The organism is Phenylobacterium sp., from assembly GCF_035475775.1.
Classification (GTDB): Bacteria; Pseudomonadota; Alphaproteobacteria; order Caulobacterales; family Caulobacteraceae; genus Phenylobacterium.
In genome coordinates, this window is sequence record NZ_DATIMC010000058.1 from 1 (window position 1) to 14176 (window position 14176).

A 14176-nucleotide genomic window follows, 5' to 3' on the forward strand; every position below is an offset into this window, starting at 1 on the left:
GCGCACGCCTGGGTGCACGCCTATTACAACGGCATCACCAAGCGGCTCTCCAAGCTCGCGGACTATCCGGTCAACCCGAACATCGCGCTGGTCTCGATGTTCATGTGCGCCAGGACCGACGAGGAGGCGCGCCAGAAGGCCGACGGCGCGACCTTCTTCCAGTTCTGCCTGCGCTACTACAACACCCCCGACCGAAAGCGTCCGCCGCCCGGCACGGTGGACATGTGGGAGGAGTACGGCAAGTGGAAGCGGGCCAATCCGGAGGCCGCCGCCGCCGCGCTGGCCGGCGGCCTGATCGGCAGCCCGGAGACAATCCGCAAGAAGCTGCGCAAATTCGAGCAGAGCCACATCGACCAGGTGATCCTGCTCAACCAGGCCGGCCGCAACAGCCACGAGGACATCTGCGCCTCGCTGGAGCTGTTCGCCGCCGAGGTGATGCCGGAGTTTCACGCCAACATCGCGGCCCACGAGGCATGGAAGGCCAAGGTCATGGCCCGCGAGATCGAGCTCGAGGAGATCGACACCGCCGCCTTTTCCGCCCGCTACGGTGCGAGGTCGGTCGACCTCTCCAAGGCGCCCGTGCCGGCGGGTTGAGCGCAGGCCCGGCCCCGGAAACCCAATCGGCTAGGAGGTTACGATGACGGATCTGAGGTTCGACCGCGCCGAGCGCGGCGTCGCGCGCCACTCCTTCGAGGTGACCGTCGCGGGCGAGCGCGTGCCGGCGGTCATCTGGTCGCCGGAGGGGGCGAGAGGGCCAAGGCCGCTGGTGCTGATGGGCCACGGCGGCTCGCAGCACAAGAAGATCGAGAGCCTGCGCATCCGCGCCGAGCAGTACGCGCGCCATCTCGGCTATGCGGTGCTGGCGATCGACGCCCCCGGCCACGGCGACCGCGTCAGCCGCGAGGAGGCGGCCCGCAACATGGCCGAGACCGGCGCGCGGGTCACCGGCCAGGTGACGTCCGCCTGGACGCCCGAGCGCCTGGCCCGCATGGCTGAGCGCACCCGCCAGGCGGTGCCGGAGTGGAACGCCGCGCTCGACGCGGCGCAGGGGTTCGACTTCGTGGGCTCCGGCGGGCCGGTCGGCTACTGGGGGGTCTCCATGGGCAGCGCCATCGGCGTGCCGTTCGTGGCCCAGCAGCCGCGGATCAAGTGCGCGGTTCTGGGTCTTGCCGGTCTGCGTCCGGGCGCGACCGAGATGCAGGATGCCGCCCGCAAGATCATCATCCCCGTGGAGTTCGTCTTCCAGTGGGACGACGCGGTGGCCTCGCGCGAGAACGGCGTCGCCCTGTTCGACGCCTTCGGCTCGAAGGAGAAGACCATGCACGTCAATCCCGGCGGCCACATGGAGATCCCGCCGTTCGAGGGCGCGAGTTGGGAACGCTTCTTCGCCCGCCACCTCGGCGTCGCCGCCGACGCCCCGGCGCCGCGCAAGGTCGCCGAGTTGGCCTGACGCCGGCTTTCCCTCTCAGCTCACCGGCAAATCATCCACCCTCCTCCTCGATGGAGGAGGGCAGGGTGGTGGTGGGACCGCTGAGCCTGGGAGAGTGGCGCGGGTCGGAGCCAGCGCCACTCGAGCGATAAACCCATCGCCCTGCGCACACCACCACCCCTTCCCCTCCTCCATCGAGGAGGAGGGAGGCAAAATCTACGACGCTCAGCCCTCCTCGCGCACCGCGATCAGCGCCCGCTCGCCGGCGGCGGCGAACATCGGATCGGCCTCGGCCGCGCTCTCCGCCACCACCGCGCCGATGGCGATCGCCCAGCCGCGGGCGCGGGCGAGCGTGGCCTTGGAGACGTCGCCATAGGCGGCGAGCGCCGCGGCGCGGGCGGCGGCGTCCGGCAGCACCATCCAGAGGCTGTCGAGGTCCATGGCGGGATCGCCGCGGCACATGTCGCCCCAGTCGATCACGCCGGCCAGCACGCCGTCGTTCGTGATCACGTTGCGCGCGTGCAGGTCGCCGTGGATCCAGGTGGGCGCGAGGTCGGCCTCCGCCGCGAGCGCCTCGCCCCAGAGGCGCAGGAGGGTCGCGTCGACCAGGTCGGGCCGGGCCGCCGCCAGCCGCGCCAGCGTCGGGCCGGAGAGCTTGGCGCGCTCGGTGAGTGGAATGCTGCGGTAGGGATTGAACGGAGCCTCGGCGGGGGCGGGACGGTGCAGCGCCTTCAGGAAGGCGCCCCAGCGCGCGCCCTGGTCGGAGTTCAGCGGCGCGCGCTCGGCCGAGGCGCCGGGCAGCCAGCGCACCACGCTCCAGGGCCACGGATAGCCGCGGCCGGGCGCGCCTGCGAAGACCGGCGAGGGCGTCGCCACCGGCAGGCCAGGCGCGACCCGCGGCAACCAGCGCTGCTCCACGGCGAGCAGCGCCGCGCCGAGCCGCCGCCGCGGCAGGCGCACGGCCAGGTCCTCGCCCAGCCGGAACATGGCGTTGTCCCAGCCCTCAGAGGCAACGCGCACCGGACGATCGGCGAGCGCCGGCTGCTGGTCGGCCAGGAGGCCGCGCACCAGGTCCGCGTCGATCGGATGCTCGGCGGGCGGGATGCGCGGCGCCGTGTTGGGGAGGGCGGGGGGCGAGGTCATCGGCTGCGCCGGAAGAGAGCCGATTTCGGCGGTCGCGGAAAGGCGTCGCAGACGGCGCCCGATCGCAGGCCGGCGATTCTCCCCGCCGCCAACTTGTGCCAGAAGGCGCGGGCGGCTGTCCGTGCGTGCGGTCATGGTCCGCGCAGACTGGAGGCGGCGTGCGTCAGGTCCGGAAGCTTGCCATCGGCCGCATCGCCCTCCCGGGCGTCGTCGCTGCGGCCCTGCTGCTGGCGGGGTGCGCCACCGCGCCGGCCGCGCCGCCGCCGGGCCGCGCCGCCGCCGCCCCGCCGCACGCGCCGCGCCGCGATCCCCTCGAGGGCCTCAATCGCGGGCTATTCGCGATCGGCGACGCGATCGACCGGGGCCTGATCCATCCGATCGTCGCCGGCTACCGCCGCATCGCGCCCCGGCCGGTGCGGCAGGCCGTGCACAACGTGGTCCAGAACCTCGACGAGCCGGTGGTGTTCGCCAACGACCTGCTGCAGGCCCATCCGAAGGCGGCGGCCAGGACGGCGGTCCGCTTCGTCGCCAACAGCACGGTGGGCGTGGCCGGAATCTTCGATGCGGCGGCGGGCGCCGGCCTGCCGCATCACGACAACGGCTTCGGCGCGACGCTCGGCCATTACGGAGTCGGGCCCGGGCCCTACCTGTACGTTCCGCTGCTCGGCCCCACCACGTTGCGCGATGCGCTCGGCGAGGGCGTCGACTTCGTCACGGACCCGCTCACCTGGGCCCGGTTCGGCAACGCCCAGACAGTGGGGATCGCCCGCACGAGCCTCGACCTCCTCGACCAGCGCGAGCAGGCCGACGCACAGCTGCGGGCGCTCAAGGCCACCGCCGCCGATCCCTACGCCACCCTGCGCTCGGTCTACCTCCAGTCGCGGGAGGCCGAGATCAGGGGCGCAGACGCGCCGCTGGAGAGCCTGCCCGAGCTGCCGGAGTCGCCGCCGGCGGCCGCGCCGCCCGCCCCGGTCGAGCCGGCGCCAGCGCCCCCGCCCGAAGCGGCCACGCCGCCGCCGAGCCGTCCCTAGGCCTGGCGGGTGGCGCGTTCCCGGATCGCAGGGCTGGTCGCCGCGGCGTGCCGTCGGCCGCGGCGGGTGGTGCTGGCGACGCTGGTCCTGGCGTTGCTGGCCGGCGCCTACGCCGTCGCCCGCTTCTCGATCCACACCGAGCTCGCCGCCCTGATCCCGGCCGACACGCCGTGGCGGGCGCACGAGGCGGCGCTGGAGCGGGCCTTCCCGATCGAAGGCGACGACATCACCGTGGTGATCGACGGCAGGACGCCGGAGCTCGCCGAGGCCGCCGCTGCGCGCCTCGCCGCCGCGCTGCAGCCCCGGCGCGACCTGTTCGAGGAGGTCGAGCGCCCCGGCGGCGGAGCCTTCTTCGACCGGGAAGGGCTGCTGTTCCTCCCCGAGCCCGAGGTGAAGGCCGCCACCGAAGCGCTGATCAAGGCCCAGCCGCTGCTCGCCCCGGTGGCCGCCGATCCCAGCCTGCGCGGGGTGATGACCAGCCTGACCACGGCGGCCGAAGGGGTGGCCTCGGGCGACGCCGATCCCGCGACCATGCAGGCGCCTCTGGCCGCCATCGCCGAGGCGGTCCGGCGGACCGAGGCGGGCCAGACGGCGTTCTTCGCCTGGCGGCCGCTGATCGTCGGCCATGCGCTCGACGCCGATGACTCCCGGCAGTTCCTCGAACTGATCCCCAGGGTCGACTATCGCCGCGCCGATCCCGGCGCGGCCGCCCTGGACCTGGTGCGCGGCGAGGCGCGCCGGCTGCAGCTCGATCCGGCGCATGGGATCGCCCTGCGCCTGACCGGCCAGATCCCGATGGCGGAGGACGAGCTCGCGACGCTGTCGGAGGCCACGGGCCCGATCGCGCTCGCGACGCTGGGCGTGGTGCTGGTGATCCTCTACTTCGCGGTCCGCTCGCCGAAGATCGTGGGCGCCATCCTGGCGACGGTGCTGGCCGGGCTGGCGATCACCGCCGCCTTCGGGCTCGTGGTGTTCGGACGCTTCAACTTGATCTCGGTGGCCTTCATGCCGCTGTTCGTGGGGCTGGGCGTCGATTTCGCCATCCAGTTCTGCGTGCGCTACCGCGCCGAGGCGCTGAGCGAGCCGGACATCGCCGCCGCGCTCGCCAACGCCGGCGAGGGCGCCGGCCGCGGCCTCACCCTGGCCGCCGCCGCCACGGGCCTCGGCTTCCTGGCCTTCCTGCCGACCCGCTACAAGGGGGTTTCCGAGCTCGGCCTGATCGCCGGCGTCGGCATGGGCGTCGCCTACCTGCTGGCGCTGAGCTTCCTGCCGGCCCTGCTCACCTGGCTCGCGGCCCGCAGTCCCGCCGCCGAGATGGGCCTGCCGGCGCTGCGCGGGGCCGACGCGCCGCTGCAGGCCCGCCGGCGCGGCATCCTGGCCGCCGCGCTCGTGCTGGGGCTGCTGGCGCTGGCGCTCACCCCCAGCCTCGCCTTCAACTTCGACCCGCTGCGGCTGCGCGACCCGAAGACCGAGTCGGTGGCGACCTTCCTCGAGCTCTCGGCCGACCCGGACACCAATCCGAACAGCCTCGACGTGCTGGCCCCCGACCTCGCGGCCGCCCGCGCCCAGGCGGCGCGGCTCGCCAGGCTGCCGGGCGTCGGCCAGGTCATCACCCTCGACAGCCTGGTGCCGGCCGATCAGCCGCCGAAGCTGGCGGCCATCCAGGACGCATCCCTGCTGCTCGACCCGACGATCAACCCCTTCGACGTCTCGCCGCCACCCACCGACGCCGATCTGGTGCAGAGCCTGAAGGCCGCCGCCGAGGCGCTCGCCAGCGCCGCGGCCAGCCCGAACGGGCGGGCCCTGGCGGCCGACGCCGGCCCGCTCGCCCGGTCGCTGCGCGCGGCCGCCGACGGTCCGCCGGCCGGACGCGCCCGGCTGCAGGCGGTGCTGCTGGGCGGCCTGCCGACCGCGCTGGGCCAGGTGCGCGCCATGCTGACCGCCGAGCCGGTGACGGCCGACAGCCTGCCTGCGGACCTCAAGCGCGACTGGCTCGCGCCGGAGGGGCAGGCGCGGCTCGAGATCCTGCCCGCCGATCCGCAGGATCCGCAGCGCCTCGCCCGCTTCGTGCGCACGGTGCAGGCGGCGGCCCCGCAGGCCAGCGGCACGCCGCTCGACGTGGCCGAGACGCGCCACCTGATCCTGGGCGCCTTCGGCCAGGCGGGGATCCTGTCGGTGGCGGCGATCACCGCGCTCCTGGCCCTGGCCCTGCGCAGCGCCAGGGCCGTGGCGCTCACTCTGGCGCCGGTGCTGCTGGCGGCCGTGTTCGCGGTCGGCTCCTGCGTGCTCTTCGGCCAAGACATCAACCTGGAGAACCTTATCGCCCTGCCGCTGCTGCTGGGGATCGGCGTCTCGTTCAACATCTACTTCGTGGTGGCCTGGCTGCGCGGCGAGCGGCGGCTGCTGGCCTCCAGCCTGACCCGCGCGATCCTCTACAGCGCGCTCACCACCGGGGCGGCGTTCGGCGCGCTCAGCCTCTCGCGCCACCCCGGCACCGCCAGCATGGGGATCCTGCTGCTGATCTCGCTGGCCTGGATCCTGGTCGCGACGCTGATCGTCCAGCCGGCGATCCTGGGCGTCGCCGCCGCCGATGGCGAGCCGCCGCTCAGCGCATCTTCGCCGTGAGCTCGTTCAGCCTGGCGATCAGGGCCGCGGGCCCGCCCGAGGCCAGCACGCCCGCGAAGTCGGCCCGCTCGGTCGCCAGCTGGCTGACGCCCTCGTAGTAGACGTCGATGACCTTCCAGGCGCCGCCGTATTGCCGCAGCCGGTAGTTCACCGACGAGGAGTCGTGCGGCTCGACGATCTGCGACCTGACCAGCTTGTCGGGCCCGCGGGTCTGGACGGCGGGATCGACCGCGCATCTCTGGCCGGTGTAGGCGTCGAACGCCTGGGCGTAGCGCGCCGCGGTGTGCCTCGTGAGCGCAGCCACCAGCGCCGTGCGTTCGGCCGGCGCCACCTTGGCCCAGGCGGCCGGACCGATCGCGAACTGCGCCATGACGCCGATGTCGAAGCTCTCCTCGATCACCGGCTGGATCTTCCGCGCGCGGGTCTGGACGCCCGCGCCCTTGGCCTGCTTCACCGCCTCCAGCACGCCCACGCACAGGCTCTCGACCCGTTGCGCGGCGGGATCGGCCGGCGCCGCCCTGGCCGCCGCAGGGGCCGCGATCAGGGCCAGCGCGGTCCAGGCCGCCAGAAGCTTACGCATGACCATCGACCGTCTTGTTCCCGCCCAGCATGCCGCTTGCGGCTGACTACAGCCTGAACGCGCCTGCTGCAAAGCGCGAGGCCGCCGCCTTGGGGCGCGAAACACACCCTCCCGGCCGGCTCGCCGCGTGCAAAAGAATGGCCCTCCCCCCGGTTTCTCCGGGGAGAGGGCCGGTGAACGCGCCGACGGCTGAGGGACGGGAATGTGCGCCGGCGCTCCACGAAAGCTCCGCCGGGACGGGCGGCGGAGCCTTGTCCGGGATCAGCCGGGGCTGGGAGTCTTCAGCCCGGCATGGGCGTTGGCGTGCGCAACCCCCTGCGCCGAGGCCCGGGTCGGGCCCATCCGATGCGCCCGCCGCCTGTTGTGCTTGCTGGCGGGGGTGAGCGTGCTGCCGCCCAGGCCCGCCTTGGCGTTGGCGTGTGCGGTCCCTTGGGCGGAGGCGTGGGTCGGCCCCATCCTGTGCGCCCGGCGGTTGGCGGCGTGATCTGCATCGTCGAGCGCGTCTGCCGCTTCGTCATGAGCGCGGCGGCTTCCCGCGGTCGTGCTGGCGGTGGTGGTCGTGGCGGTGCGCAGCCCGGCGTGGGTGTTGGAGTGCGCCACCCCCGTCGCCGATGCGCGGTCCGGGCCCATGCGGTGCGCCCGCCGGTGGGCGTTGGCGGCGTTGTCGTCGGCATCGTCGGCCGCGTCCGCCGCGTCGTCGGCGCGGTCCTTGGCGCCGGCGCTCGTCGTGGTGGCGTCGTTCAGCACCGAGTTCGGACTGGCGTGTTCGACGCCTTCGGGCGAGGCGTGGGCCGCGCCTTCGCTGTTCGAGCGCCCAGAGGCCGAGACGCCCGGGCCGATGCCTGCCCCGAGGCCGGAGGCGGCGCCCGCGCCCAGGCCCGGTCCGCCGCCGCCGATATGGCCCTGGGCGCCGGCCGAGCCCATGCCGCCGCCGAAGCCGCCGCTCAGGCCGCCGCCGATGTGGCCGCCGCCGAAACCGCCGCCCAGTCCGCCCCCGAATCCCCCGTGTCCGCCCGGACCGGCGAAGGCCGCCGTCGCCAGGGCCAGGCTGCTCGCGACGCTCACGAGGCCAAGGGTGGTGCTGCGCATATGAAGGTCTCCCAGGTGTCCCGCTGCGTCCAACGAACCGCAGAGCTGGTTTCATCCGCGGCGGGCGCGGATTCCTGGGTGGGCCGCCGCCGAGGCCTCGAGACCGCTCAGCGCGCCCGTGGACGCGAGCGGCCGCGCGTCGGGGCCGCGGCGGCGGCGGGCTGCGCCGGCGGCGCGGCGGGCGCGCCGGCGGCGCCGAGTCCGGCGAGCGCCATGATCCCGCCCGGGTTCAGCGAATCCACCATCGAGGTCGGCAACAGGATGGTCGCGCCACGCTCCTTGGTGGTCTCGTAGATGATGTTCATGGCGCGCAGCTGCAGCGCGGCGGGCGAGCGGGCGTAGATCTCCGCAGCCTCCACGAACTTTTGCGCCACCTGCTGCTCGGCCTGCCCCAGGTGCACCCGGGCGGCGGCCTCGCGCTGCGCCTGGGCCTCGCGGCTCATGGCGTCCTGCAGGGCGGCGGGCACGGAGATGTCGCGGATCTCCACCGAATGCGCCGTGACGCCCCACTCGGCTGTCTTGCGGCCGATCTGCTCGCGCAGCACCTCGTCGCCCTTCTGGCGGTCGGAGAGCAGCGTCGAGAGCAGCGAGGAGCCGACCATCTCCCGCAAGGACGTCTGCGCCACCCGCTCGATGGCCGAGCGGTAGTCGGTGATCTCCAGGGCCGCGCGCTCCGGGTCGTGGATCTGCCAGAAGACGACGGCGTCCACGTCCACCGGCACGGTGTCCTTCGAGAGCGCCTGCTCGGCGTTGAACTCGGTGGTCTGGATGCGCTGGTCGAGCCAGGTGGCGATCTGGTCGATCACCGGCACGATCACGAACATCCCCGGCCCCGCGACCTTCTGCAGCCGGCCCAGCCGCAGCACCACGGCGCGCTCCCACTGGTTGGCCATCTTCAGCGACATCGGGGTCAGCACGCCCAGCACGATCAGCACGCCGGATGCGACGAACCACGCCGCCCCGCCGCCGGTCCCCACCCAGAAGCTCAGGGCCGCCAGGGCGAAGAGCACCGCCGCCAGCAGGGCGGCCGGCGCGTTGATGCCGGTGGGCCGGTAGTCCGTCCCCGGGAAGCCGTTCATCGGAAGTCCTCCTTGTTCGCGGCCAGCGCCGCGATGCGTTCCACGAGAAGTCCGGGGGAGACCCCCGCCTGCGCCGCCTTGGCCAGCGTCTGGCGGGCGAGCTTTTCGGCCGCTTCGGCATGCCTCGAGGGGGCCGGCGGCTCGGCCACGAAGCTGCCCCGCCCGCGCTCCAGGCGCAGCGCCCCCAGGCGCTCCAGCTCGTCATAGGCGTGGCGCACGGTGTTCAGGTCCACGCGCAAGGCGATCGCCACCTGCCGCATGGTCGGCATCTGGTCGCCGGGCTGCAGCACGCCCGCGCCCATCGCCGCCAGCACCTGCTCGCGCAGCTGGACATAGATCGGCACGCCGGTCGGCTCGATGCGCAAGGTTGCGAGCAGCTGCTGTTGTGTATGCATACACTCATACAATATAGGCGCACCCGCGTCCGGTCAAGCTCGGTCGATCGCGCCTACTTGGGCGTGTGGTGCGCGATCGGGGCGTTGGCGTCGGAGGGCGGCGGCGGGGCGGCCGGCGGCGGCGGCGCGGGCGCGGCCTGGACCGGCGCGGGGGCGATCGGAAGCGGCATGGGCTGCGGCGTCGCGATGGGCGGCGCGGCGGCGGTCGCGGGAGCGGCGGGCGCCGCAGCGGGGGCGGCGGCCGTGGCGGCGGCAGGCGGCCGAGGTCGGAGCCTGGCGGCGGCGCGCGGCGCGACCTCGCGCGGCCCGGGCGGCGCCGCCTCGGCCTGGACGGCGCGAGCCGCCGGAGCCCCGATGGGCGCGGGAAGCGAAGTGGCTGGACGGGCGGTGGCGGCGGCGGCCGGGATCGAGGCGGACGCAGGCGGCTCCGGCGGCGGCCGGCGGGTCATGACCAGCAGCATGGCGACGCCGACAGCGACGACGGCCAGGGCCGCGGCCGCCGGGATGTAGGCGCGCAGCGGCGCGCGGCGCTTCGGCCTGGGCGGCGGTGGGATGGGCGTGACCTCCAGCGGCTCGAGCGTGGTCGCGGCGGGCTCGGGCGCGCGCGCCGCGGGCGTCGGCACGGCGGCCTGCGGCGCAGGCCGGGGCGCGTCCGCCGGGGCCGGTTGCGCCTGCGGCGGCTGGGGCGCGGGCGCGGGCCGTGGCCGCGCGGACGGCGAGGCGGGGCCGAACGGCAGGGCCGAGCCGGTGAGGATCGAGACTTGCGACGGGATCTCCGAGATGCCCGGACGGGCCGGGTCGGGCCGCGGCGCGGCCGGCGACGGCCTGGGCGCGCCGATCTTCATGGGCGCCTGCGGCAGCCGTGGCCAGGCGCTGGGCGTCGCGTAGGGATTGGCGTCCTTGGGGTCGTCAGGCGTCACGGCGCGAGCTTTATGACCGATCTCGACGGCTTTGTGGCCACCGCCGCCCCCGCGGCGGCCGGCCGCAAGCATGGCGATTTGACTCCTCGGTCAATTCAGCCCGTCATAGCCTCGAAGAAACGGTACGAGGGACCGGACGGACGGCCCCCGCGGCCAGGCTCCGGGAACCCTCGACGCGCAAAGCGAGGAAGCCCGCCTGTGGACGCCCGGACCGACGAGCCCCCGAGAGCGAAAGCCGCGCCGCCGCCACGCCTGAATTTCCGCACCAAGTTCCTCTACGGCTTCGGCTCCATCGCCTACGGCGTCCTCACCCAGATCCTGACGCTGCTGCTGTTCTTCTACAACCAGGTGGTCGGGCTCTCGGCCCAGGCGGTCAGCGCCGCCCTGGCCATCTCGCTGGTCATCGACGCGGTGTGGGACCCGGTGATCGGTCACGTCTCCGACAACCTGCGCTCGCCCTGGGGCCGGCGGCACCCGTTCATGTACGCCTCGGCGATCCCGATCGCCGCCTCGGTGGTGTTCCTGATGCACCCGCCCTCCGCATTCGACGCCGCCCAGAAGTTCCTCTGGCTGCTGGTCTTCGTGGTCGTCGCGCGCCTGCTCATCAGCCTCTACGAGATGCCGAGCTCGGCCCTGGCGCCGGAGCTCGCGCCCGACTACCACGACCGCACCGTGGTGCTGAGCTACCGGTGGGTGCTGGGGGTGTCCGGAACCGCGCTGGCCGCGAGCCTCGGCAACTTCTGGTTCTTCCGCCCGACGGCCGCCTATCCGCAGGGCCAGCTAAACCCCGCCGCCTGGGGACCGATGGCCTGGGCCTCGGCGGTGATCGCGCTGGTCTCGATCGTGGTCTCGGCGGCGGGCACCCATCACTACATCCGCAGGCTGCACCGCCCGCCGGCGCGCAAGGTCTCTCTCGCGCACAGCCTTCGCGACATCGCCGCGACGCTGAAGAACCGCAACCTGGGCGTGGCGCTCACGGCCTGGCTGATCGCGGGCCTGAGCTTCGGGCTCTACGGAGGTCTCGCGCTCTACTTCTACACCTTCTTCTGGGCGCTGAAGGCCAGCCAGATCGGCGTCCTGGCGCTGGTCAACCTGGTGGCCTCCCTGGTGGGCGCCTTCATCGCAACCGGCCTGTCGCGCGCCTTCGGCAAGAAGCACGCCTGCATCGCCATGTTCTTCGGCTGTGTGGTGGCGATCCAGGCGCCGATCCTGCTGCGGCTGCTGGGCGTCTTCCCCGGCAACGGCTCGGCTCTGCTGATGCCGATCCTGATCGTGGCGCACCTGCTCTCGGGCAGCCTGACCAACGGCGGCTTCATCCTGTCGAGCTCGATGGTCGCCGACATCACCGAGGACGCTCAGGTCAAGACCGGCCGCCGGGCCGAGGGCCTGCTGATGGCCACCAACACCTTCATCACCAAGGCCACCACCGGCGTCTCGGCCCTGCTGCCGGGGCTGCTGCTGGCCTATGTCGGCTTTCCGGCGCACGCGCGCCCGGGCCTGATCGACATGGGGATCATCCGCCACATGGCCTGGGTCTACCTGCCGGTCACCTCGGGGCTTTCGTTCCTGTCGATCGCGGTCTGGTTCTTCTATCGGATCGACAAGGCGGCGCACGACCGCCACCTGGCCACCGTCGCCGAAGCGCAGGCCGCGAGCGAGATCGCCGCCGAGGCCGAGCCCGACGCGGTCGCCGCCGCCCGTCTGGCGGGCTAGCCGCGCCGATGAAACCGCGCCCCCCGGCCCACTGAGATCGAGCGAGGAGAAGCCCCTGTGACAATCAAGCCGGCCGCCGCCCCGGAGCGCCTGAACTTCCGCACCAAATTCCTCTACGGCTTCGGCTCGCTCTCCTACGGCGTGCACCTGACGGTCCTGCCGCTGCTCCTGTTCTTCTACAACCAGGTGATCGGGCTGTCGGCCCAGGTGGTCTCCGCCGCGCTCGCCGTCTCGCTGATCGTCGATGCGGTGTGGGACCCGATGGTCGGCCACATCTCCGACAACCTGCGCACGCCCTGGGGCCGGCGCCATCCGTTCCTCTACGGCTCGGCGATCCCGATCGCGGTCAGCTGGGTGCTGCTGTGGTCGCCGCCGGGCGGCTTCACCATGGGGCAGAAGGCGATCTGGCTGCTGGTCTTCGTGGTCGGCGCGCGCCTGCTCATCAGCCTCTACGAAATGCCGGCCTCGGCGCTCGCGCCGGAGCTCGCCCCCGACTACCACGACCGCACCGTGGTGATGAGCTACCGCTGGGTGCTGGGCACGCTGGGCGGCGCGCTCGCCGCCAACCTCGGCTATTTCTGGTTCTTCCGCCCGACGCCCAAGTACCCGATGGGCCAGCTCAACCCCGACGCCTGGGCCCCGATGGCGCTCACCGCCGCGGCGATCATGCTGGCCTCGATCCTGGTCTCGGCGATCGGCACCCACGACCGCATCCCACGCCTCCACCGGCCGGCGGAGAGGCGGGCCAGCCTGCTCCAGAACCTCAGGGAGGTCGGCGCGACGCTCAAGAACTGGAACCTGGGCGTGGCCCTGACCGGCACCCTGCTCGGCGGCCTGGCCTCCGGGCTCTATTCCGGCCTTGCGCTCTACATCGACACCTTCTTCTGGGGCCTCAAGGCGAGCCAGGTCGGGGTGCTGTCGATCACCAACCTGGTGGCCTCGTTCGGCGCGGCCGTGGTCGCCGCCGCCTATTCGCGGCGCGTCGGCAAGCGGAAGGCCTGCGTGAGCCTTTTCTTCGGCAGCCTGCTGGTGCTGCAGGCGCCGCTGCTGATGCGGCTGCTGGGCGCCTTCCCGGGACCGGGCGACGCCGCGCTCATGCCGCTCTTGATGCTGCAGCGCTTCGCCTGGGGCATCCTCGGCAACGCCGGCTTCATCGTGGTCACCTCGATGATCGCCGACATCACCGAGGATGCGCAGGTGAAGACCGGCCGCCGGTCAGAGGGCCTGGTGATGTCCACCAACACCTTCATCGGCAAGGCGACGGCGGCGGCCTCGGCGCTGATGCCCGGCCTCGTGCTGGCCTTCGTGCACTTCCCCGCCAGGGCGCGGCCCGGGGCCGTCGATCCCGGCCTCGTTCGACACCTGGTCTGGGTGTACCTGCCGGTGACCACCACGCTCTCGTTCCTGTCGATCTCCGCCTGGCTGTTCTACCGGATCGACCAGGCCGCCCATGAGCGCAATCTCGCCAGCGTCCGCGAAGCCGAAGCCGTGGCCGAGGCGGCCCGCGAGGCCGGCGTCGAGGGCGAGGCCCCCACGCCGGTGCGCGTCGCGGGCTGAAGCCCGCTCACGAAACTGTGGGTCTTGCGCCAGCGGCCCCCGCTTGGTCGGCCGCGCCCGCCGGGCGTAACATCGGGCTGTGAGGGCACGCGGAGGCGCGAGAATGCGTCACTACCAGATCTTTCCCTTCGACGCGGCGGGCCGGTTGCTGGACGCCGTCGCCTGCGACCTGGAAAACGATGTCCGCGCCATCCGCCGCTCGCTGGCGGCCGACTTCCCCCACGGCTGCGAGCTGTGGGAAGGCTTCCGCTTCATCGGCCGCTTCCACGCACCCGCCGGAGCCTCGCCGGCCGCCGAGCCCGCGCCGCCCCCGGTCCGCCGCCCCGCCCTGCTGCACTGAGGCGATCGCCCGGTCGCGCCTCGCCTTCAACACGCTGGGCGAGCGCGCCCTGAACTCCCGGACGCGTTGCGGCGTTGAGCGGGCGCCGCGCCCTCCCGGAGGCTCCCAATGCCCAGACCCCTGACCCTGGCCGCCGCCCTCGCGCTGGCGGCTGCGCCGCTGGCCGCGACGGCGTTCGCCCAGACCCCCGGCGCGCCGACGGCCGCGACGGCGAGCCCGCCCACCAACGGGGCGACCGAGACCGAAAGCACGGGAACCGTCAGCGCCGGCTCGCC

General features: G+C 73.5%; 13 protein-coding genes. 7 read left to right on the top strand and 6 right to left on the bottom strand.

The window, feature by feature from the left end; translation table 11 throughout:
• Both VLI41_RS07020 and VLI41_RS07025 read left to right on the top strand, forming a co-directional pair.
• Window positions 1–594: hypothetical protein (locus tag VLI41_RS07020; RefSeq protein WP_325267355.1), on the top strand; the 594-nt coding region annotated here is incomplete at its 5' end.
• 43 nt (window positions 595–637) lie between these two features.
• Window positions 638–1450, top strand: coding sequence for a hypothetical protein (locus tag VLI41_RS07025; protein ID WP_325267356.1), 813 nt, complete (start codon window positions 638–640; stop codon window positions 1448–1450).
• Between the two features lie 204 nt (window positions 1451–1654).
• On the opposite strand, the gene VLI41_RS07030 is transcribed toward VLI41_RS07025, so the two are convergent.
• Entirely contained in the window at window positions 1655–2572 is a 918-nt protein-coding gene (locus tag VLI41_RS07030) for an aminoglycoside phosphotransferase family protein (protein WP_325267357.1), read from the bottom strand.
• A 158-nt stretch (window positions 2573–2730) separates the two neighbouring features.
• On the opposite strand from VLI41_RS07030, the gene VLI41_RS07035 reads away from it, so the two are divergent.
• Window positions 2731–3603, top strand: a complete 873-nt coding sequence (locus VLI41_RS07035; RefSeq protein ID WP_325267358.1) for a VacJ family lipoprotein — start codon at window positions 2731–2733, stop codon at window positions 3601–3603.
• A gap of 9 nt (window positions 3604–3612) precedes the next feature.
• Window positions 3613–6228: an MMPL family transporter gene (locus VLI41_RS07040; RefSeq protein ID WP_325267359.1), complete on the top strand. Its 2616-nt coding sequence runs from the start codon at window positions 3613–3615 to the stop codon at window positions 6226–6228.
• Here VLI41_RS07040 and VLI41_RS07045 read toward each other — a convergent pair.
• The 5 genes from VLI41_RS07045 to VLI41_RS07065 all read right to left on the bottom strand — a co-directional run bounded on the left by VLI41_RS07045 (window position 6209) and on the right by VLI41_RS07065 (window position 10291).
• Window positions 6209–6808, bottom strand: coding sequence for an ABC transporter substrate-binding protein (locus tag VLI41_RS07045; protein WP_325267360.1), 600 nt, complete (start codon window positions 6806–6808; stop codon window positions 6209–6211). The genes VLI41_RS07040 and VLI41_RS07045 overlap by 20 nt on opposite strands.
• Before the next feature lie 261 nt (window positions 6809–7069).
• On the bottom strand, window positions 7070–7897 hold the full coding sequence (locus VLI41_RS07050; RefSeq protein ID WP_325267361.1) for a hypothetical protein: 828 nt from the start codon (window positions 7895–7897) through the stop codon (window positions 7070–7072).
• A gap of 107 nt (window positions 7898–8004) precedes the next feature.
• Complete coding sequence (locus VLI41_RS07055; RefSeq protein ID WP_325267362.1) at window positions 8005–8976, bottom strand: SPFH domain-containing protein; 972 nt, start codon at window positions 8974–8976, stop codon at window positions 8005–8007.
• A complete protein-coding gene (locus tag VLI41_RS07060) occupies window positions 8973–9371 on the bottom strand; it encodes a GntR family transcriptional regulator (protein ID WP_325267363.1) in 399 nt (132 codons plus the stop codon). Before VLI41_RS07060 ends, VLI41_RS07055 begins: the two co-directional genes overlap by 4 nt.
• 53 nt (window positions 9372–9424) lie before the next feature.
• Window positions 9425–10291: a hypothetical protein gene (locus VLI41_RS07065; RefSeq protein ID WP_325267364.1), complete on the bottom strand. Its 867-nt coding sequence runs from the start codon at window positions 10289–10291 to the stop codon at window positions 9425–9427.
• 198 nt (window positions 10292–10489) lie between these two features.
• Between VLI41_RS07065 and VLI41_RS07070 the strand changes: the two genes are divergently transcribed.
• From VLI41_RS07070 to VLI41_RS07080, 3 genes are all read left to right on the top strand, one after another.
• Window positions 10490–12004: an MFS transporter gene (locus VLI41_RS07070; RefSeq protein WP_325267365.1), complete on the top strand. Its 1515-nt coding sequence runs from the start codon at window positions 10490–10492 to the stop codon at window positions 12002–12004.
• A 57-nt stretch (window positions 12005–12061) separates the two neighbouring features.
• Complete coding sequence (locus VLI41_RS07075; RefSeq protein WP_325267366.1) at window positions 12062–13561, top strand: MFS transporter; 1500 nt, start codon at window positions 12062–12064, stop codon at window positions 13559–13561.
• A gap of 103 nt (window positions 13562–13664) precedes the next feature.
• Complete coding sequence (locus tag VLI41_RS07080) at window positions 13665–13901, top strand: hypothetical protein (RefSeq protein ID WP_325267367.1); 237 nt, start codon at window positions 13665–13667, stop codon at window positions 13899–13901.
• Window positions 13902–14176 lie beyond the last annotated feature (275 nt).

What these genes read in the sequence shown, in the direction of transcription:
- VLI41_RS07030 (WP_325267357.1), bottom strand. Translation starts at nt 2,572, where the DNA reads ATGACCTCGCCCCCCGCCCTCCCCAACACGGCGCCGCGCATCCCGCCC.
- VLI41_RS07045 (WP_325267360.1), bottom strand. Translation starts at nt 6,808, where the DNA reads ATGCGTAAGCTTCTGGCGGCCTGGACCGCGCTGGCCCTGATCGCGGCC.
- VLI41_RS07050 (WP_325267361.1), bottom strand. Translation starts at nt 7,897, where the DNA reads ATGCGCAGCACCACCCTTGGCCTCGTGAGCGTCGCGAGCAGCCTGGCC.
- VLI41_RS07080 (WP_325267367.1), top strand. Translation starts at nt 13,665, where the DNA reads ATGCGTCACTACCAGATCTTTCCCTTCGACGCGGCGGGCCGGTTGCTG.
- VLI41_RS07025 (WP_325267356.1), top strand. Translation starts at nt 638, where the DNA reads ATGACGGATCTGAGGTTCGACCGCGCCGAGCGCGGCGTCGCGCGCCAC.
- VLI41_RS07060 (WP_325267363.1), bottom strand. Translation starts at nt 9,371, where the DNA reads ATGCATACACAACAGCAGCTGCTCGCAACCTTGCGCATCGAGCCGACC.
- VLI41_RS07055 (WP_325267362.1), bottom strand. Translation starts at nt 8,976, where the DNA reads ATGAACGGCTTCCCGGGGACGGACTACCGGCCCACCGGCATCAACGCG.